Here is a 16698-nt window from a genome sequence, read left to right as displayed (position 1 = left end):
CCTCGCTGCAACAAGAGATTCTTCCCATGGAAACCGCCCCGTCTCGGCAGCTTTCAACTCCCTTTCGCTGACGTGATTTCTTGACGCGACTTTTCGCGCACGTCGGGCCCGGGAATTGAAAGCGCCCCTCCCTCGCCCAACGTTTCAGTCATACCCGGGAGTGAGCCCATGCTCAACATCTTCACGCTTGCCAACGGCCGCCTCGTCCAGGAAGAGATCGAGGCGCTCGAAGAGCTCTCCAAGTTCCAGCCGATCTGGGTCGACCTGGAGTCGCCCACGCTCGAAGAGAAGCGCTGGATCAAGCAGTACTACGGCCTGTCGATTCCCGAAGACGCGATGGACGAGGACATCGAGGAATCGGCGCGCTTCTACGAGGAAGACAACGGCGAGCTGCACATCCGCTCCGACTTCCTGATCGACGACGACGAAGACCCGCGCACCGTGCGCGTGGCCTTCATCCTCAACCAGCACAACACCGACCTGCGCAGCCGCGGCGTGCTGTTCTCGATCCACGACGAGGACGTGCCCGTGTTCCGCCTGCTGCGCATGCGCGCGCGCCGCGCACCGGGGCTGATCGAGGACGCCAAGGAAGTCATGCTCAAGCTCTTCGACGCCGACGCCGAGTACTCGGCCGACACGCTGGAGAACATCTACGACGAGCTCGAGGTGGCGGGCAAGAAGGTGCTGTCGGGCAATGTCACCGACGAACTGGCCGGCGAGGTGCTCGGTCTCATCGCACGGCAGGAAGACTTGAACGGCCGCATCCGCCGCAACGTGATGGACACGCGCCGCGCGGTCAGCTTCATGATGCGCAGCAAGATGCTCAACGCCGAGCAGTTCGAGGAGGCGCGGCAGATCCTGCGCGACATCGAGTCGCTGGACAACCACACGGCCTTCCTGTTCGACAAGATCAACTTCCTGATGGATGCGACCGTCGGTTTCATCAACATCAACCAGAACAAGACCATCAAGATCTTCTCGGTGGCCAGCGTGGCGCTGCTGCCGCCCACGCTGATCGCCAGCATCTACGGCATGAACTTCAAGTTCATGCCCGAGCTCGACTGGTCGCTGGGCTACCCCTACGCGCTCGTGCTGATGGCGGCGAGCGCGCTGGGGCCCATGTGGTACTTCCGCCGGCGCGGCTGGCTCAAGTAGACCGGCGCCGCAGCGCCCTGCCCCGGTTGACCCGGTGCCCCGGGTGCTAGAGTGGCCGACAGCCCAGCGCTGAACGGAGAGCCACTGTGCGCAGACTTCGCTTCCTCACCAACCGCCACCGCGCGCCGTCGACCAACACCGCGCTCGGCCTGCTGCTGGCTTTCAATGCCGGCGCCGTCAATGCGGGCGGCTTCCTCGTGCTGCACATGTACACCTCGCACATGACCGGCTTCGCCTCTCAGCTGGCGGACGGCATGGTGCTGGGCAACGTCACGCTGCTGCTGAACGCGCTCGGCGCCATCCTCGCGTTCCTGAGCGGCGCCGCGGTCTGCGCGGTGCTCGTGAACTGGGGCCGGCAGCACCGCATGCACGGCGTCTACGCCCTGCCGCTGGTGCTCGAGGCGGCGCTGATGTTTCCGTTCGGGCTCATGGGCGCCATCACGCTGACCTGGGCCACGCCGTTCGCCGTGCCGCTCACCGTGCTGCTGCTGTCCTTCATCATGGGCCTGCAGAACGCGGTGGCGTCGAAGACCTCGCGCGGCAGCATCCGCACCACCCACATGACCGGCAACATCACCGACATGGGCATCGAGATCGGCAAGATGCTCTACTGGAACGGCCGCGACAAGTCCGCCCCGCTGGCGGTGCGCCACGACCGCACCCGCATGCGCCGCGCGGTCGGGCTGGTCGGCATGTTCGTGCTCGGCGGGGCGATGGGCGCGCTGGGCTTCAAGTACGTCGGGTTCGTGTGCGTGGTGCCGCTGGCGGCGCTGCTGCTCGCGCTGTCGATCCCGCCGCTGCTGCGCGACATTCCGCGCCGCCGCGTGGCCTCGTCCTCCTAGCTCAATCGGCCGCAGGCAGCGTGCCCAGCCACGCGCTGACCAGCGCCAGGCTGTAGCGGCTCGCCACCACGGCGACGAAGCGCGCGAAGTCGCCGTGCGCCGCGTCGTCGGCGCGATCGGAAATCGTGCGCATCGCGGCAAAGGGCACGCCGTAGTCGTGGCACACCTGCGCCACGGCCGCGCCTTCCATCTCGACCGCGAGCGCATCGGGCAGCTCGCGCTGCAGCGCCGCGCTCTCGGCGGTGGTCGACACGAAGCGGTCGCCGCTCACCAGCAGCCCGCGGTGCACCTTGGGCGCCGACAGGCCAAACTCGTCGACGCCGGCCTGGCCGATCAGGGCCACCGGGTCGCGCAACACGTCGCCGGCAACCGCCGACAGCGCATCGCCGAGCGCCGCGTCCGCCGCGAAGCGCGACAGACCCATCAACGGCACCTCGTGCTTCGGGAAGAGCGGCGACGCGTCCATGTCGTGCTGCAGCAGCGCGGTGGCCACCACCACGTCGCCCACGTTCACGCCCGCCGCGAGCCCGCCCGCGACGCCCGTGAACACGATGGCCCGCACGCCGAAGCGCTCGAGCAGCACCGTGGCCGTGACCGCCGCCGCCACCTTGCCGATGCGCGAGAGCACCGCGACCACGGGCTGGCCATGCAGGTGCCCCACCCAGAAGTCGCGCCCCGCGGCGCGCACGCGCTGCTCGTCGGGCATCTGCGCGAGCAGTGCGCCCAACTCCTCGTGCATGGCCGCGACAACGGCGATGGGCGCAACCGGCTTCATGAAAAATTACTTGATATCGACACCGTAGAAAGTATGACGGCCAAACGGGCTCAGCTTGAAGTCGACCACTTCCTTGCGCACCGGCTTCAGCTGCACCGCGTGCGCGATGGTGAACCACGGCGCCTGCTCCTTGAAGATGACCTGCGCCTTCTTGTACAGCGCGTCGCGCTCGGCCTGCTTGGTCGTGCTCTTGGCCTTCACCACGAGGTCTTCGTACGGCTGGTAGCAGAATTTCGACACGTTGCTGCCGCTGGCCGACTTGGCCGAGGCACAGCCCAGCAGCGTGTAGAGGAAGTTGTCCGGGTCGCCGTTGTCGCCAGTCCAGCCCATCATGCCCATCTGGTGCTCGCCGGCCTGCAGGCGCTTGCGGTACTCGCCCCATTCGAAGCTCTTGATCTCGGCCTTCACGTTGATCTTGGCCAGGTCGGCCTGCATCAGCTCGGCGATGCGCTTGGCGTTCGGGTTGTACGGGCGCTGCACCGGCATGGCCCACAGGTCGGTCGTGAAGCCGTCGGGGAAGCCGGCCTGCGCCAGCAGCTTCTTGGCGGCCTCGGGGTCGTACGGGTCGTCCTTCACCGCGTCGTTGTAGGACCACATGCTCGGCGGAATCGGGTTCTTCGCGGCCACGCCGGTCGACAGGTACACGCCGTCGATGATGGCCTTCTTGTTGATCGCCATGCTGACGGCCTTGCGCACGCGCACGTCGTCGAAGGGCTTCTTCGTCGTGTTGAACGACAGGTAGCCCACGTTCAGCCCCGGCTGCTCCAGCACCTGCACGTTCGGGTCCTTGCGGATCGCGTCGAGGTCGGCCGGGTTCGGGTACGGCATGACGTGGCATTCGCCCTTCTGCAGCTTGGCCCAGCGCACCGACGCGTCGGGCGTGATGGCGAACACGAGGTCGTCGATCTTCGCCTTGCCGCCCCAGTACTGCGGGAAGGCCTTGAAGCGGATGATCGCGTCCTTCTGGTACTGCACGAGGTAGAACGGCCCGGTGCCGATCGGGTCCTGGTCGACCTTCTCGGGGGTGCCGGCCTTCAGCATGGCGATGGCGTATTCCTTCGACTGGATGCCCGCGTACTGCATCGCCAGGTTCGCGAGGAACGGCGCCTCGGGCTGGTTGAGCACGATCTTCACGGTGTAGTCGTCCACGCGGTCCACCGTCTTCAGGAGCTTGGGCATGCCCATGTCGTTGAAGTACGAGTGGTTCTGGCTCGTGACCTTGAAGAAGGGATCGCTCTCCTTCCACTGGCGCTCGAGCATGAAGATGAAGTCGTCGGCATTGAAGTCGCGCGTGGGCTTGAAGCTCTTGCTGGTGCTGTGCCACTTCACGCCCTTGCGCAGGTGGAAGGTGTACTGCGTGCCGTCGGCCGAGATGTCCCACTTCTCGGCCAGGCCCGGCACGACCTTGGTGCCGCCGCGCTCGAACTCGACGATGGTGTTGTAGACCTGCGTGGTCACGTCGAACGAGGTGCCGGTGGTGTTCATGCCCGGATAGAAATTCTCCGGGCTGCCTTCGGAGCAATACACCAGCGTCTTGGCCGACACCGCGCCGCAGGCCAGGGTAAGGGCCGCAAGCGCTGCAGGTGCCAGGAACGCCAGCTTTCGTGAGCGGCGCGAAACGGTGGACTGGGTCTTCATGTGGACTCCTTGAGACACGGTTGAGAGAACAGGAAACAAGCGGATGCTAGGAATGCGCCGCCGTCGCAACGGCGGCCATCGGGACATCGGCACGCACCACGGGCGCACCGTCGAGAAACTGCTCGGCGAAGTGGCAGGCCACCTGCCGCTCGTCGAGCACGCGCAGCAGCGGCCGCTCTTCGTGGCAGCGCGGCGCCACATGCGGGCAGCGCGTGCTGAACACGCAACCCGGCGGTGGGCTCAGCGGCGACGGCAGCTCGCCCTTGAGCACGATGCGCTGGCTGCTGAGCCCCGGCGTGGACGCCAGCAGCGCCTGCGTGTACGGATGCAGCGGCCGCGCGAAGATGCGCGACTTGGGGCCCTGCTCCACCGCATGGCCCAGGTACATCACCAGCACGTCGTGCGCGATGTGGCGCACCACGCCCAGGTCGTGCGAGATGAAGAGGTACGCCAGGCCCAGCTCGGCCTGCAGGTCGGCCAGCAGGTTGAGCACCTGCGCCTGGATCGACACGTCGAGCGCGGACACCGGCTCGTCGGCCACCAGCAGGCGCGGCTGCAGCATCAGCGCGCGCGCAATGGCGATGCGCTGGCGCTGGCCGCCCGAGAACATGTGCGGGTAGCGGTTGGCGTACTCGGGGCGCAGGCCGACGCGCGCGAGCATGTCGCGGGCCTTGGCCGCGCGCTCCGCCTTGCCCATCGAGGTGTTGATGGCCAGCGGATCCTCGAGCACGGCCGCGATCTTCTTGCGCGGGTTGAGCGAGCCGTACGGGTTCTGGAACACGAGTTGCACGGCCTGGCGCAGTTCGCGCTTGCGCTCGGCGGGCGGATCGACGGCATCGGCGCCGACCAGCCTGAGCTGCCCCGCGGTGGGTTTCTCGATCAGCGCGACCATGCGCGCCAGCGTCGACTTGCCGCAGCCCGACTCGCCGACCACCGCCAGCGTGCGGCCACGCTCGATGCGAAACGAGATGTCGCCCACGGCCCGCAGGTGCGCGGGCGCGCGGAACAGGCCGCGGCGGATGTCGTAGGTGCGCTGCAGGTTCGTCGCCTCGACCACCACCTCGGCCGGTGCGTCGCTTGTTGTTTGGCTCATGGCAGCACCTCCGCGGCCTGCACCGCCGCTTGCCGCGGCGGGTCTTGCGCGATGGCGGCCATGCGGCCCGGCTCGCCGAGCGGGAAGTGGCAGCGCACGTCCGCGCCGTGGAACTCGCGCAATGCGGGCCGCACCTGGCAGGCGCGCTCGGTGACGTAGCCGCAGCGCGGTGCGAACAGGCAACCCGCCGGCCGGTCGTGCACGCCCGGCACCACGCCGCTGATGGTGGCCAGCCGGCCCTCGGGCGCGGCGCGCTCGGGCAACGCCGCGAGCAAGGCCTCGGTGTACGGATGCTGCGGCGACGCGAAGAGCCGGTCGACACGCTGGTGCTCCATCACCTGGCCCGCGTACATCACGGCGATGCGCTGCGCCATCTCGCTCACCACGCCCATGTTGTGCGTGATGAGCACCAGCGCCATGCCGCGCTCCTTCTGCAGGTCGCGCAGCAGGTCGAGGATCTGCGCCTGGATGGTCACGTCGAGCGCGGTGGTCGGCTCGTCGGCGATCAAGAGGCGCGGGTTGCAGGCGATGGCCATGGCGATCATCACGCGCTGGTTCATGCCGCCCGAGAGCTGGTGCGGGTAGCTGCCCAGGCGCGACGACGCGGCCGGAATGCCCACCTGCTCGAGCAGCTCGGTCGCGCGCTTCTTCGCCTCGCGCTTGTCGAGCTTCAGGTGCAGCCGCAGCGTTTCCATGAGCTGGAAGCCGATGGTGAAGCAGGGGTTGAGGCTGGTGGTCGGCTCCTGGAAGATCATCGCGACCTCCTTGCCGACCAGCGCGCGGCGCGCCTTGTCGGAGATGCCGAGCAGCTCCTTGCCGGCAAAGCGCATGTGGTCCGCGCGCACGCGCCCCGGAAAACCGACGAGGCCCATGAGCGCCATCATCGTCACGCTCTTGCCCGAACCCGATTCGCCGACGATGCCGAGCACCTCGCCCTCTTCGAGCGTGAGGCTCACGCCGTCGACCGCATGCAGCACGCCGCCCTGGGTAGGAAACTCGACGTGCAGGTCCTTGATGTCCAGCAAAGGCATCCGTTCTTTCCTTTGCGTCAGCGTTTGAGCTTGGGGTCGAGTGCGTCGCGCAACCCGTCGCCCAGCAGGTTGAAGGCCAGCACGGCCGCGAGGATGGCCAGGCCCGGGAAGGTCACGACCCACCAGGCGCGCAGCACGAACTCGCGCGCATCGGCCAGCATGGTTCCCCATTCGGGCGAAGGCGGTTGCGCGCCGAGGCCGAGAAAGCCGAGCGCCGCGGCATCGAGGATGGCGGTGGAGATGCCGAGCGAGGCCTGCACGATCAGCGGCGCGGCGCAGTTGGGCAGCACCTCGCTGAACATCAGGCGCAGCGTGCCGGCGCCGCTCACGCGCGCGGCGGTGACGTAGTCGCGCGAGACCTCGGCGATGACGGCGGCGCGCGTGATGCGCACGTAGTGCGGCAGCACCACGATGGCCACGGCCAGCATCGCGTTGACCAGCCCCGGCCCGAGGATCGCGACGATCACGATGGCCAGCAGCAGGCTCGGCAGCGTGAGCACGATGTCCATCAACCGCATGATCGCGATCTCGAGCACGCCGCGGAAGAAGCCCGCAACCAGCCCGAGCACCACCCCCACGACCACCGACAGCGCCACCACCGCAACGCCGATCGACAGCGACAGCCGCGCGCCGTACATCAGGCGCGAAAGAATGTCGCGGCCGATGGCGTCGGTGCCCAGCAGGTAGCTCATGGAGCCGCCCTGCTGCCAGGCCGGCGGCTTCAGGAACACGGCGCTGTTGGTTTCGTTGGGCGCGTGCGGTGCGATCCACGGCGCGAACAGCGCAACGAGCAGCAGCGCCACGATGGTGACCAGCCCGATGACCGCGCCGCGGTTGGCCGAGAACGCCGTCCAGAACTCACGCCAAGGGCCGGGCGGCGCGGCCGTCTTCGCGCCGGATGCGAGGGGAGAAGAAGTCGCCATGGATCAGCGCCGGATGCGGGGGTTGATGACGCCGTAGGCCACGTCGACGAGCAGGTTGACCACCATCACGATGCCGCCGAGCAGCAGCATGCCGCCCTGCAGCACCGGGTAGTCGCGCCGGCCGATGGCTTCGATGAGCCACTTGCCCACGCCCGGCCACGAGAAGATGGTCTCGGTGAGGATGGCGCCCGTGAACAGCACGCCCACCTGCAGCCCGATGACGGTGACGACCGGGATCAGCGCATTGCGCAACGCATGCAGCCCCACCACGCGAAAGCGCGACAGGCCCTTGGCGCGCGCGGTGCGGATATAGTCCTCCCCCAGCACCTCGAGCATGGCCGAGCGCGTCATGCGCGCGATCACCGCGAGCGGCACGGTGCCGAGCACGATGGCCGGAAGAATCAGGTGGTGCAGCGCCGACCAGAAGGCACCGGTGTCACCGGCGCGCAGCGAGTCGATCAGCAGGAAGCCGGTCTCGGGTTCGATGAAGTACTGCACCGCGATGCGCCCCGACACCGGCGTCCACCCGAGCTGCACCGAGAAGAACAGGATCAGCAGCAGGCCCCACCAGAAGATCGGCATCGAGTAGCCGGTGAGCGACGTCGCCATCACGCCGTGGTCGAAGATGGAATTGCGCCGCACCGCAGCAAGAATGCCCGCGGGCAGGCCCAGCAGCAGCGCGAAAAGAATGGCGCAGACCGCGAGCTCGACGGTGGCCGGGAACAGCGCGAGGAACTCGCTGATCACGGTGTCCTGCGTGATCAGCGACTTGCCCAGATCGCCGTGCAGCACGCGGCCGATGTAGATGCCGTACTGCACGATCACCGGCTTGTCGAAGCCGTAGGCGGTGCGCAGTTCGGCGTGGCGCGCGGGGTCGATCCCGCGCTCGCCGGCCATCGTCTCGATGGGGTCGCCCGGCACCAGCCGGATGAGAAAGAAGGCGAGCAATGTCATGCCGATGAAGGTCGGCACCAGCAAGCTCAAACGGGTCAGGATGAATCGAAGCATCGACCCGCGAATATGCAAGATCGATGCCGTGGCCCCACCCGGGCCGAACCCTTACTTTTTCGAGTCGCGCAGCTCGCGGCGAAGGATCTTGCCGACGGGTGTCTTCGGCATGTCCGTACGAAACTCTACGATTCGCGGCTGCTTGTAACCCGTAAGGTTTGCTCGGCAGTACTCGCGCACCTGCGCCTCGGTGAGCGAGGGGTCCTTCTTCACGATCACGAGCTTCACGGCCTCGCCGGTCTTGTCGTCGGGCACGCCGACCGCCGCGCATTCGAGCACGCCCGGAATCAGTGCGACCACGTCCTCGATCTCGTTGGGGTACACGTTGAAGCCCGACACCAGGATCATGTCCTTCTTGCGGTCGACCACCTTGAAGTAGCCCTTGTCATCGACCACGCCGATGTCGCCGCTCTTGAAGTAGCCGTCGGGCGTCATGACCTTGGCGGTCTCGTCGGGACGCTGCCAGTAGCCGGCCATCACCTGCGGGCCCTTGATGGCGATCTCGCCGCGCTCGCCCAGGGGCACTTCGTTGCCTTCGTCGTCGAGCAGCTTGAGCCAGGTGCTCGGCAGCGGCAGGCCGATGGTGCCGGTGTAGGCGGTACTGTCGGTCGGGTTGCAGGTGGTCGAGGGCGAGGTTTCCGACAGGCCGTAGCCTTCGCAGATCGAGCAACCGGTCTTCTCGAGCCAGAGCTTGGCGACCGCGGCCTGCACGGCCATGCCGCCGCCCACCGAGATCTTGAGGTTCTTCCAGTTGACGGTGTTGAAGTCGGCGTGGTTCGCCAGCCCGTTGAACAGCGTGTTGACGGCCGGAAAGCTGTGGATGGTGTGCTTGGACAATTCCTTCAGCACGCCGGCCAGGTCGCGCGGATTCGGAATCAGGATCAGCTTGCCGCCCGTGCGCATGTTCAGCATCATGCCGACCGTGAACGCGAAGATGTGATACAGCGGCAGCGCGCACACGCTGGTGGGCTGCTCGTTGGCCGGCACCTTCTTCATGGCCGGTTCGTTCCAGGCCTCGGACTGCAGCACGTTGGCGATCACGTTGCGATGCAGCAGCACCGCGCCCTTCGACACGCCCGTGGTGCCGCCGGTGTACTGCAGCACGGCCACGTCGTCGGGGCCGATGGCCACGGGCTTGACGCTGCTGCTGGCGCCCTTGTCGAGCGCGTCGTTGAAGCGCACCGTGCCCGGCAGGCTGAACTGCGGCACCAGCTTCTTGACGTTGCGCACCACGTAGTTGACGAGCGCGCCCTTCAGGAAGCCGAGGCGGTCGCCCATGGAGGCCAGCACGATGTGCTTGATCGGCGTGGCCGCGATGCACTGCTGCAGCGTGGTGCCGAAGTTCTCCATGATCACGATGGCCTTCGCGCCCGAGTCCTTGAGCTGGTGCTCGAGTTCGCGCGGCGTGTACAGCGGGTTCACGTTGACCAGGATCAGGCCGGCGCGCAGGATGCCCGCGACCGCAATGGGGTACTGCGGGCAATTGGGCATCATGGCCGCCACGCGGTCGCCCTTGACCAGGCCCAGGCCCTGCAGGTAGGCCGCGAAGGCCTTGCTCTGCTTGTCGGTCTCGCCGTAGCTGATGTCCTTGCCCATGAAGCTGTACGCCGTGCGGTCGGCGTACTTCTTGAAGCTCTCTTCCATGAGCGCGACCAGCGATGGATAGTGCGAGGCATCGATGTCGGCGGGCACGCCTTGCGGGTAGCTGCTGAGCCAGGGGCGGTCGGTCATTGGATTTGTCTCCTCCGGGGGTCTGACAGTTGAAAACGAAAACGGCGCACGAAGTGGCGCCGCGAAGATTCGCCCGCGTGGCGGGCGTGGACCTTCGGCCTATTCGATGGCCTTGCCCATATCTTCCACTACTTTTTTGGCATCGCCAAAGACCATCATGGTCTTGTCCATGTAGAACAGTTCGTTGTCCAGGCCGGCATAACCGGCGGCCATGGAGCGCTTGTTCACGATGACGGTCTTGGCCTTGTAGGCCTCGAGAATCGGCATGCCGTAGATCGGGCTGCCCTTGGTGTGCGCGGCGGGGTTCACCACGTCGTTGGCACCCAGGATGATCGCCACGTCGGCCTGGCCGAACTCGCCGTTGATGTCTTCCATCTCGAACACCTGGTCGTACGGCACCTCGGCCTCGGCCAGCAGCACGTTCATGTGGCCGGGCATGCGGCCCGCCACCGGGTGGATCGCGTACTTCACGGTGATGCCCTTCTCGGTGAGCTTGGCCGCGAGCTCCTTCACCGCGTGCTGAGCGCGCGCCACGGCGAGGCCGTAACCCGGCACGATCACCACGGTCTCGGCATTGCCGAGCACGAAGGCCGCGTCGTCGGCGCTGCCGGTCTTCACCGGGCGCTGCTCCTTCGCACCACCGGTGGCGGTGGCGGCCTCGCCGCCGAAGCCGCCCAGGATCACGTTGAAGAACGAGCGGTTCATGGCCTTGCACATGATGTAGCTCAGGATGGCACCCGACGAGCCCACCAGCGAACCGGCCACGATCAGCATCGCGTTGTTCAGGCTGAAGCCGATGCCCGCCGCCGCCCAGCCCGAGTAGCTGTTGAGCATCGACACCACCACCGGCATGTCGGCGCCGCCGATCGGAATGATGATGAGCACGCCCATCACGAAGGCCAGCGCCAGCATCGCGAAGAACGCCGTCCAGCTTTCGGTGGCGACGAACAGCAGGCCCAGCGCGATGGTCAAGAGGCCCAGCACCAGGTTGAGCATGTGCTGGCCCTTGAACTGCACCGGCGCGCCCTGGAACAGGCGGAACTTGTACTTGCCCGAGAGCTTGCCGAAGGCGATGACCGAGCCGCTGAAGGTGACCGCGCCGATGGCCGCGCCCAGGAACAGCTCGAGCCGGTTGCCGTAAGGAATGGCGTAGCGCACGAAGCCGTCGAGCAGCACGGCGCCGTCGGGCGTGGCCGCGCCGATGAGCGCGGCCACGGGCGCGGCGGTGATGCCGAAGGCCCAGGGCTCGGCCACAGCGGCCACGCCGATGAACACCGCCGCCAGGCCGATCATGCTGTGCATGAACGCCACCAGCTCGGGCATCTTGGTCATCTCGACCTTGTTGGCCATGAAGGCGCCCAGCCCGCCGCCGACCACGACGGCGGCCAGCACGTAGCCGATGCCCGCGCCGAAGTCGACATTGAGCGAACGGGCCTGGCCGTGGATCAGCGCGATGGTGGTCAGCACGGCGATCGCCATGCCGGTCATGCCGAACACGTTGCCGCGGATCGAAGTGGTGGGATGGCTCAGGCCCTTCAGGGCCTGGATGAAGCAGACGCTGGCAACGAGGTACAGCAGCGTGACGAGGTTCATGCTCACTTGGCTGCTCCCTCTTCGGCCTTCGCCAGACCGGGGGCGGCCTTCTTTTCTTTCTTCTTGAACATCTCCAGCATCCGGCGCGTGACCAGGAAGCCGCCGAAGACGTTCACCGCGGCCAGCGCCACGGCCAGCACGCCCATGGTCTTGCCCAGCGGCGTGGTGGTGAGCGCGGCCGCGAGCATCGCGCCCACGATCACGATCGCCGAGATGGCGTTGGTCACGGCCATCAGCGGCGTGTGCAGCGCCGGCGTGACGGTCCACACCACGTGGTAGCCCACGTAGATGGCCAGCACGAAGATGATCAGGTTGATGACGGTGTGGGAAACGGGATCCATGGTTTCTTCTCCTCGGCTGGCGTTTGTTTACTTCTTCGTGACCTGGCCGCCCTGCGTGACGCGGCAGGCGGCGACGATGTCGTCCTCGAGGTCGATGTTCAGCGCGCCCTCCTTGGTGACGATCAGCTTGAGGAAGTCGAGCACGTTGCGCGCGTAGAGCGCGGAAGCATCGGCCGCCACCAGCGCCGCGAGGTTGGTCTCGCCCACGATGGTCACGCCGTGCTTGACCACCGTCTTGTCGGCTTCGGAGATCGGGCAGTTGCCGCCCGTCAGGCCGCCATTCGCGTCCGCGCCCTTGCCCGCGGCGATGTCGACGATCACCGAGCCCGGCTTCATCGACTTGACCATGTCCTCGGTGATGAGCGTCGGTGCGGCACGGCCCGGAATGAGGGCGGTGCTGATCACCACGTCGGCCAGCGCCACGCGCTTGGCCACCTCGACCTGCTGGCGCGCCAGCCAGCTCGCGGGCATGGGCTTGGCGTAGCCGCCGACGCCGACAGCGGCTTCCTTTTCCTCGTCGGTGTCGTAGGACACCTCGATGAACTTGCCGCCGAGCGACTCGATCTGTTCCTTCACGCTGGGACGCACGTCGGAAGCCTCGATGACGGCGCCCAGGCGCTTGGCCGTGGCAATCGCCTGCAGGCCCGCCACGCCGACGCCCAGGATCACGACGCGCGCGGCCTTCACCGTGCCGGCCGCCGTCATGAGCATCGGGAAGAAGCGCTGGTACCGGTCGGCCGCGATCATCACGGCCTTGTAGCCGGCGATGTTGGCCTGCGAGGAGAGCACGTCCATGCTCTGGGCGCGGGTGGTGCGCGGCGCGGCCTCGAGGGCGAAGCCGGTGACGCCCGCCGCGGCCAGGCGCTGCAGGCCGGCCGCGTCGAAGGGGTTGAGCATGCCGATGACCACGGCGCCCGGCTTCAAGAGCCCGCTCTCGGCGTCGGTGGGCGTGCGCACCTTGAGCACCATGTCGGCGGAGAACGCGCCCGCCTGGTCCGTGATGTCCGCCCCTGCGGCCTGGTAGGCGGCGTCGGTCACGCTGGCGGCAACGCCAGCCCCCGACGCCACTCGTACCGCATGCCCGGAAGCGACCAGTTTCTTCACTGTCTCGGGTGTAACGGCCACTCGGGTTTCGCCAGCCAGTGTCTCGGCAGGCACGCCTATCAGCATAGAGATCTCCTCAGAGCAAGGGGGCACACGGAACGCGCGCAGAGCTTACAGCAAGATTACAGGCGCCCGGTGTCGCTAAGACGCCGGTGCGTCACCCGCCTCCAACGCCGATGAATGCTGCGACGAATGCTATGCAATAGATAGCAAATTCGAAACTTTGGAAGGACAGCATCGAGTGACTGCCGGGCGGTCTTGGCCGGTCTTCCAGCCGCTCTTTGCACTGGCCGATTGTTGACAGCCTTGCCGCCGCACGGCGACGGGGAGAACCCTATTTGTTTGCAACTGTAGCTAAATGTGGCAAGCGTTCTTTTGAAAAACTCGATTTGCGTGCATTAGTTGCAAACTCCCAAAATTACCTAAGTCGCAGATAGATACACTTCCGATCAATCGCCAGCTCACGGAGGTTGGCGAAGGGAGGAAGAAGGGGATGGAATGCGTATTGCTGTACTCGATGACGGCCCGGATCAGCTGAAGCTGATCCATCAAACCATGGTGGGGCTCTCACACGAGTGCCACCTGTTCAGGCAAGGAAGAACACTGCTGCAGGCTTTGCGCAGACAAACATTCGACTTGCTGATACTTGCCTGGAGCCTTCCCGACATGCAGGGGCCCGAGGTCGTGAAGACCATCCGGCTCGACCTGAAGAGCCGACTGCCCATTCTTTTCGTGACCCACGATTGCGATGCGAAAGACATGGTCGAAGGCCTCAACACGGGCGCCGACGACTTCATGGCCAGGCCGGTTCGCCACGGCGAGCTCGAAGCCCGCGTCAACGCGCTGCTTCGCCGCTCGTACCCGAAGCGCGAAGATGCCGAAATGGTCTTCGGCCCGTACCACTTCTATCCGCCCTCGCGCGTGCTGAAGGTACGGGGCGTGCCGGTCGACCTGAAGAACCGCGAGTACGAACTTGCGCTGTTCCTGTTCCAGAACCTCGGGCGGCTGTTGTCGCGGGAGCACCTGCACGAGGCCGTGTGGGGGCTGGGCATCGAGGCGCTGTCGCGCTCGCTCGACACCCACATCTCGCGGCTGCGGACCAAGCTGGACCTGCGACCGGCCAACGGCTTCCTGCTGCTGGCCATCTACGGCCTCGGCTACCGGCTGGAAGCGATCGACGAGATCTCTTTGCCGAAGCTGAAGCGGGCTTTCGCAAGGCGTTAGGTACACGTTGAAGGATGTCGGGCAGGCGTTGACCGCATCTGCCGACACACCCGCATTTCTCCCCTGAGATGACTGGCTTCGGGAATCTCTCCCACGCTACAGTCTCCAACGGGTTTCCCAAGGAACGAGACGAATGAATCCCATGATCCGGCTGCTGCTTGCCGCCACGCTGCTGTGGAGCTGGTTCAGCCCAGCCGCCGCCCAGGACCTCGAAGCCAGCGACATGGTGCGCGGGGGCATGCAGGCCATCCAGATGATCGACCAGGACCGGACTGGCGAGCTCTGGGACGGCGCCACGCCGGCCACCCGCAAGCGCATGCCGCGCGCCGACTTCATCGACAAGGTCGCCAGAAGCCGCGCGCCGCTAGGCTCGCCCCAGATGCGCACCTGGGTTGCGGTCAACCGCCAGGTCGTCGCCGATTCCGACACCGACACCGCCGGCCAGTACGTCAGCATCGAATACGAGACCCGCTTCGCCCACAAGCCCGACAGCACCCTGCGCGAACTCGTGAGCTTTCACCTCGACCGCGACCGCACCTGGCGCTTCAGCGGCTATGTGCTGCGATAAAGATGCCAAACATGAGCAAAGCACGCCCCACACGCTGGAAACCCAACGTCACCGTCGCCGCGGTGATCGAGCGTGACGGGCGCATCCTGCTGGTCGAGGAGCAGGCGGGCGACGGCCTCAGGCTCAATACACCCGCCGGCCACCTCGACCCCGGCGAATCGCCCGCCGAAGGCTGCGCGCGCGAGACGCTGGAGGAAACAGCCCATCATTTCACGCCAACGGCGCTCATCGGCATCTACATGGCGCGTTCTCGCCCGGTGGCCGAGGGCAGCGAAGACGTCACCTACATGCGCTTCGCCTACTGCGGCACGCTGGGTGCCTTCGAAGAGGGACGCGCGCTCGACGACGGCATCGTTCGCACGCTGTGGATGACGCCGGAAGAAATCCGCGCCAGCGTGGCGCGGCACCGCAGCCCGCTGCTGCTCCAGTGCATCGAGGACTACCTGGCCGGCCAGCGCCACCCGCTGGAACTCGTCCACGTCGACGCGACAGTGCGCGTCGCGCCCTGAATCAGACGATCACGCCGCCGCCCAGGCAGCGTTCGCCGTCGTACAGCACGGCGGACTGGCCGGGCGTCACCGCCCATTGCGGCGCTGCGAAATGCAGGCTGAACGCCGCGCCCGCCTCTCCCGGTCCCATCTCGCACGCCGAATCGGCCTGCCGGTAGCGCGCCTTCGAGCCGTAGCTCCCCGCCACCGGTGCCTCGCCGGCAACCCAGCTGGCGTCGCCGGCCTTCAGCGCGGACGACAGCAGCCATGGGTGGTCGTGCCCCTGCACCACCCACAGCGTGTTCTTCTCGATGTCCTTGCGCGCCACGAACCAGGGCGAATGGTCGCCCGAGCCGCGCTGCGCACCCTTTTCCTTCACGCCGCCGATGCCCAGCCCCTGTCGCTGCCCCAGCGTGTAGAAGCTCAGCCCCTGGTGCTCGCCCAGCTTGCGGCCGCGGTCGTCCTTGATCGGGCCCGGCTCCTTGGAGATGTAGCGGTTCAGGAAATCGCGAAACGGCCGCTCGCCGATGAAGCAGATGCCGGTCGAATCCTTCTTCTTGGCGTTGGGCAGGCCGATTTCTTCCGCGATGCGGCGCACCTCCGTCTTGTGCAGCTCGCCCACCGGAAACAGCGTCTTCGACAGTTGCGCCTGGTCCAGGCGGTGCAGAAAATAGCTCTGGTCCTTCGCCGGATCGAGCCCCTTCAGCAGCTCGTGCCCGCCAGTGGCTTCGTTCAGCCTCACGCGCGCATAGTGGCCGGTGGCGATCTTCTCGGCGCCCAGCCGCATGGCGTGGTCGAGGAAGGCCTTGAACTTGATCTCGGCGTTGCACAGCACATCGGGGTTGGGCGTGCGGCCGGCCTTGTATTCGCGCAGGAACTCGGCGAACACGCGGTCCTTGTAGTCGGCCGCGAAGTTGACGTGTTCGATCTCGATGCCCAGCACGTCGGCTACGCTGGCGGCGTCCACGAAGTCGATGTTCGACGAGCAGTACTCGCTGTCGTCGTCGTCTTCCCAGTTCTTCATGAAGATGCCGACCACCTCATGCCCCTGCTGCTTGAGCAGGTGCGCCGTCACCGCGGAGTCCACTCCGCCGCTCAGTCCCACCACGATCCGTTGCTTTGCCATAAGCGCGCCATTGTCCCAGCCCCGCGGTAGGGCCCCGCGGTGTGTGGGAAATCGGGAA

At 66.6% G+C, this 16698-nt stretch carries 16 protein-coding genes; 5 read left to right on the top strand and 11 right to left on the bottom strand.

From position 1 onward, the window contains the following. The first annotated feature begins 168 nt into the window (after window positions 1-168). Both corA and BM004_RS15525 read left to right on the top strand, forming a co-directional pair. The gene (corA, locus tag BM004_RS15530) at window positions 169-1155 is read left to right on the top strand and encodes a magnesium/cobalt transporter CorA (RefSeq protein ID WP_093127339.1); all 987 of its coding nucleotides are present in this window, start codon (window positions 169-171) and stop codon (window positions 1153-1155) included. An 86-nt stretch (window positions 1156-1241) separates the two neighbouring features. Beyond that, complete coding sequence (locus tag BM004_RS15525; protein WP_093214607.1) at window positions 1242-1997, top strand: YoaK family protein; 756 nt, start codon at window positions 1242-1244, stop codon at window positions 1995-1997. Between the two features lies 1 nt (window position 1998). Here BM004_RS15525 and BM004_RS15520 read toward each other — a convergent pair whose 3' ends face one another. From BM004_RS15520 to BM004_RS15475, 10 genes are all read right to left on the bottom strand, one after another. Next, window positions 1999-2772 (bottom strand): 5'-methylthioadenosine/adenosylhomocysteine nucleosidase, encoded by a 774-nt coding sequence (locus tag BM004_RS15520; RefSeq protein WP_093214605.1) that lies wholly within the window; start codon window positions 2770-2772, stop codon window positions 1999-2001. 6 nt (window positions 2773-2778) lie between these two features. Next, entirely contained in the window at window positions 2779-4410 is a 1632-nt protein-coding gene (locus BM004_RS15515; RefSeq protein WP_093127349.1) for an ABC transporter substrate-binding protein, read from the bottom strand. Window positions 4411-4456: 46 nt separating this feature from the next. Beyond that, the gene (locus BM004_RS15510; RefSeq protein ID WP_093127352.1) at window positions 4457-5503 is read right to left on the bottom strand and encodes a dipeptide ABC transporter ATP-binding protein; all 1047 of its coding nucleotides are present in this window, start codon (window positions 5501-5503) and stop codon (window positions 4457-4459) included. Next, complete coding sequence (locus tag BM004_RS15505; protein WP_093127355.1) at window positions 5500-6534, bottom strand: ABC transporter ATP-binding protein; 1035 nt, start codon at window positions 6532-6534, stop codon at window positions 5500-5502. Before BM004_RS15505 ends, BM004_RS15510 begins: the two co-directional genes overlap by 4 nt. A 17-nt stretch (window positions 6535-6551) precedes the next feature. Then, window positions 6552-7457 carry an ABC transporter permease subunit gene (locus BM004_RS15500; RefSeq protein ID WP_093127357.1) on the bottom strand — a complete coding sequence of 302 codons (906 nt, stop codon included), beginning with the start codon at window positions 7455-7457 and terminating at the stop codon, window positions 6552-6554. A gap of 3 nt (window positions 7458-7460) precedes the next feature. Beyond that, window positions 7461-8465, bottom strand: coding sequence for an ABC transporter permease subunit (locus tag BM004_RS15495; RefSeq protein ID WP_093127360.1), 1005 nt, complete (start codon window positions 8463-8465; stop codon window positions 7461-7463). Window positions 8466-8516: 51 nt separating this feature from the next. Further along, the gene (locus BM004_RS15490; RefSeq protein WP_093214602.1) at window positions 8517-10196 is read right to left on the bottom strand and encodes a long-chain-fatty-acid--CoA ligase; all 1680 of its coding nucleotides are present in this window, start codon (window positions 10194-10196) and stop codon (window positions 8517-8519) included. 99 nt (window positions 10197-10295) lie between these two features. After that, the gene (locus BM004_RS15485; protein WP_093127365.1) at window positions 10296-11795 is read right to left on the bottom strand and encodes an NAD(P)(+) transhydrogenase (Re/Si-specific) subunit beta; all 1500 of its coding nucleotides are present in this window, start codon (window positions 11793-11795) and stop codon (window positions 10296-10298) included. Beyond that, window positions 11792-12130, bottom strand: a complete 339-nt coding sequence (locus tag BM004_RS15480) for an NAD(P) transhydrogenase subunit alpha part 2 (RefSeq protein WP_093127367.1) — start codon at window positions 12128-12130, stop codon at window positions 11792-11794. Before BM004_RS15480 ends, BM004_RS15485 begins: the two co-directional genes overlap by 4 nt. A gap of 27 nt (window positions 12131-12157) precedes the next feature. Beyond that, window positions 12158-13300, bottom strand: coding sequence for a Re/Si-specific NAD(P)(+) transhydrogenase subunit alpha (locus BM004_RS15475; protein ID WP_093127371.1), 1143 nt, complete (start codon window positions 13298-13300; stop codon window positions 12158-12160). Window positions 13301-13732: 432 nt separating this feature from the next. Between BM004_RS15475 and BM004_RS15470 the strand changes: the two genes are divergently transcribed. From BM004_RS15470 to BM004_RS15460, 3 genes are all read left to right on the top strand, one after another. After that, on the top strand, window positions 13733-14458 hold the full coding sequence (locus BM004_RS15470) for a response regulator transcription factor (protein WP_093127374.1): 726 nt from the start codon (window positions 13733-13735) through the stop codon (window positions 14456-14458). Window positions 14459-14591: 133 nt separating this feature from the next. Continuing rightward, the gene (locus BM004_RS15465) at window positions 14592-15026 is read left to right on the top strand and encodes a DUF4019 domain-containing protein (RefSeq protein ID WP_093214600.1); all 435 of its coding nucleotides are present in this window, start codon (window positions 14592-14594) and stop codon (window positions 15024-15026) included. A gap of 11 nt (window positions 15027-15037) precedes the next feature. After that, window positions 15038-15535 (top strand): NUDIX hydrolase, encoded by a 498-nt coding sequence (locus BM004_RS15460; protein ID WP_093214988.1) that lies wholly within the window; start codon window positions 15038-15040, stop codon window positions 15533-15535. 1 nt (window position 15536) lies between these two features. Here BM004_RS15460 and mnmA read toward each other — a convergent pair whose 3' ends face one another. After that, on the bottom strand, window positions 15537-16640 hold the full coding sequence (mnmA, locus tag BM004_RS15455; protein ID WP_093214597.1) for a tRNA 2-thiouridine(34) synthase MnmA: 1104 nt from the start codon (window positions 16638-16640) through the stop codon (window positions 15537-15539). Between the last annotated feature and the right edge of the window lie 58 nt (window positions 16641-16698).

The sequence above is a fragment of the Variovorax sp. OK212 genome (assembly GCF_900112425.1).
Taxonomy (GTDB): Bacteria; Pseudomonadota; Gammaproteobacteria; order Burkholderiales; family Burkholderiaceae_C; genus Variovorax.
This window is presented reverse-complemented; position numbering and strand designations above follow the sequence as displayed.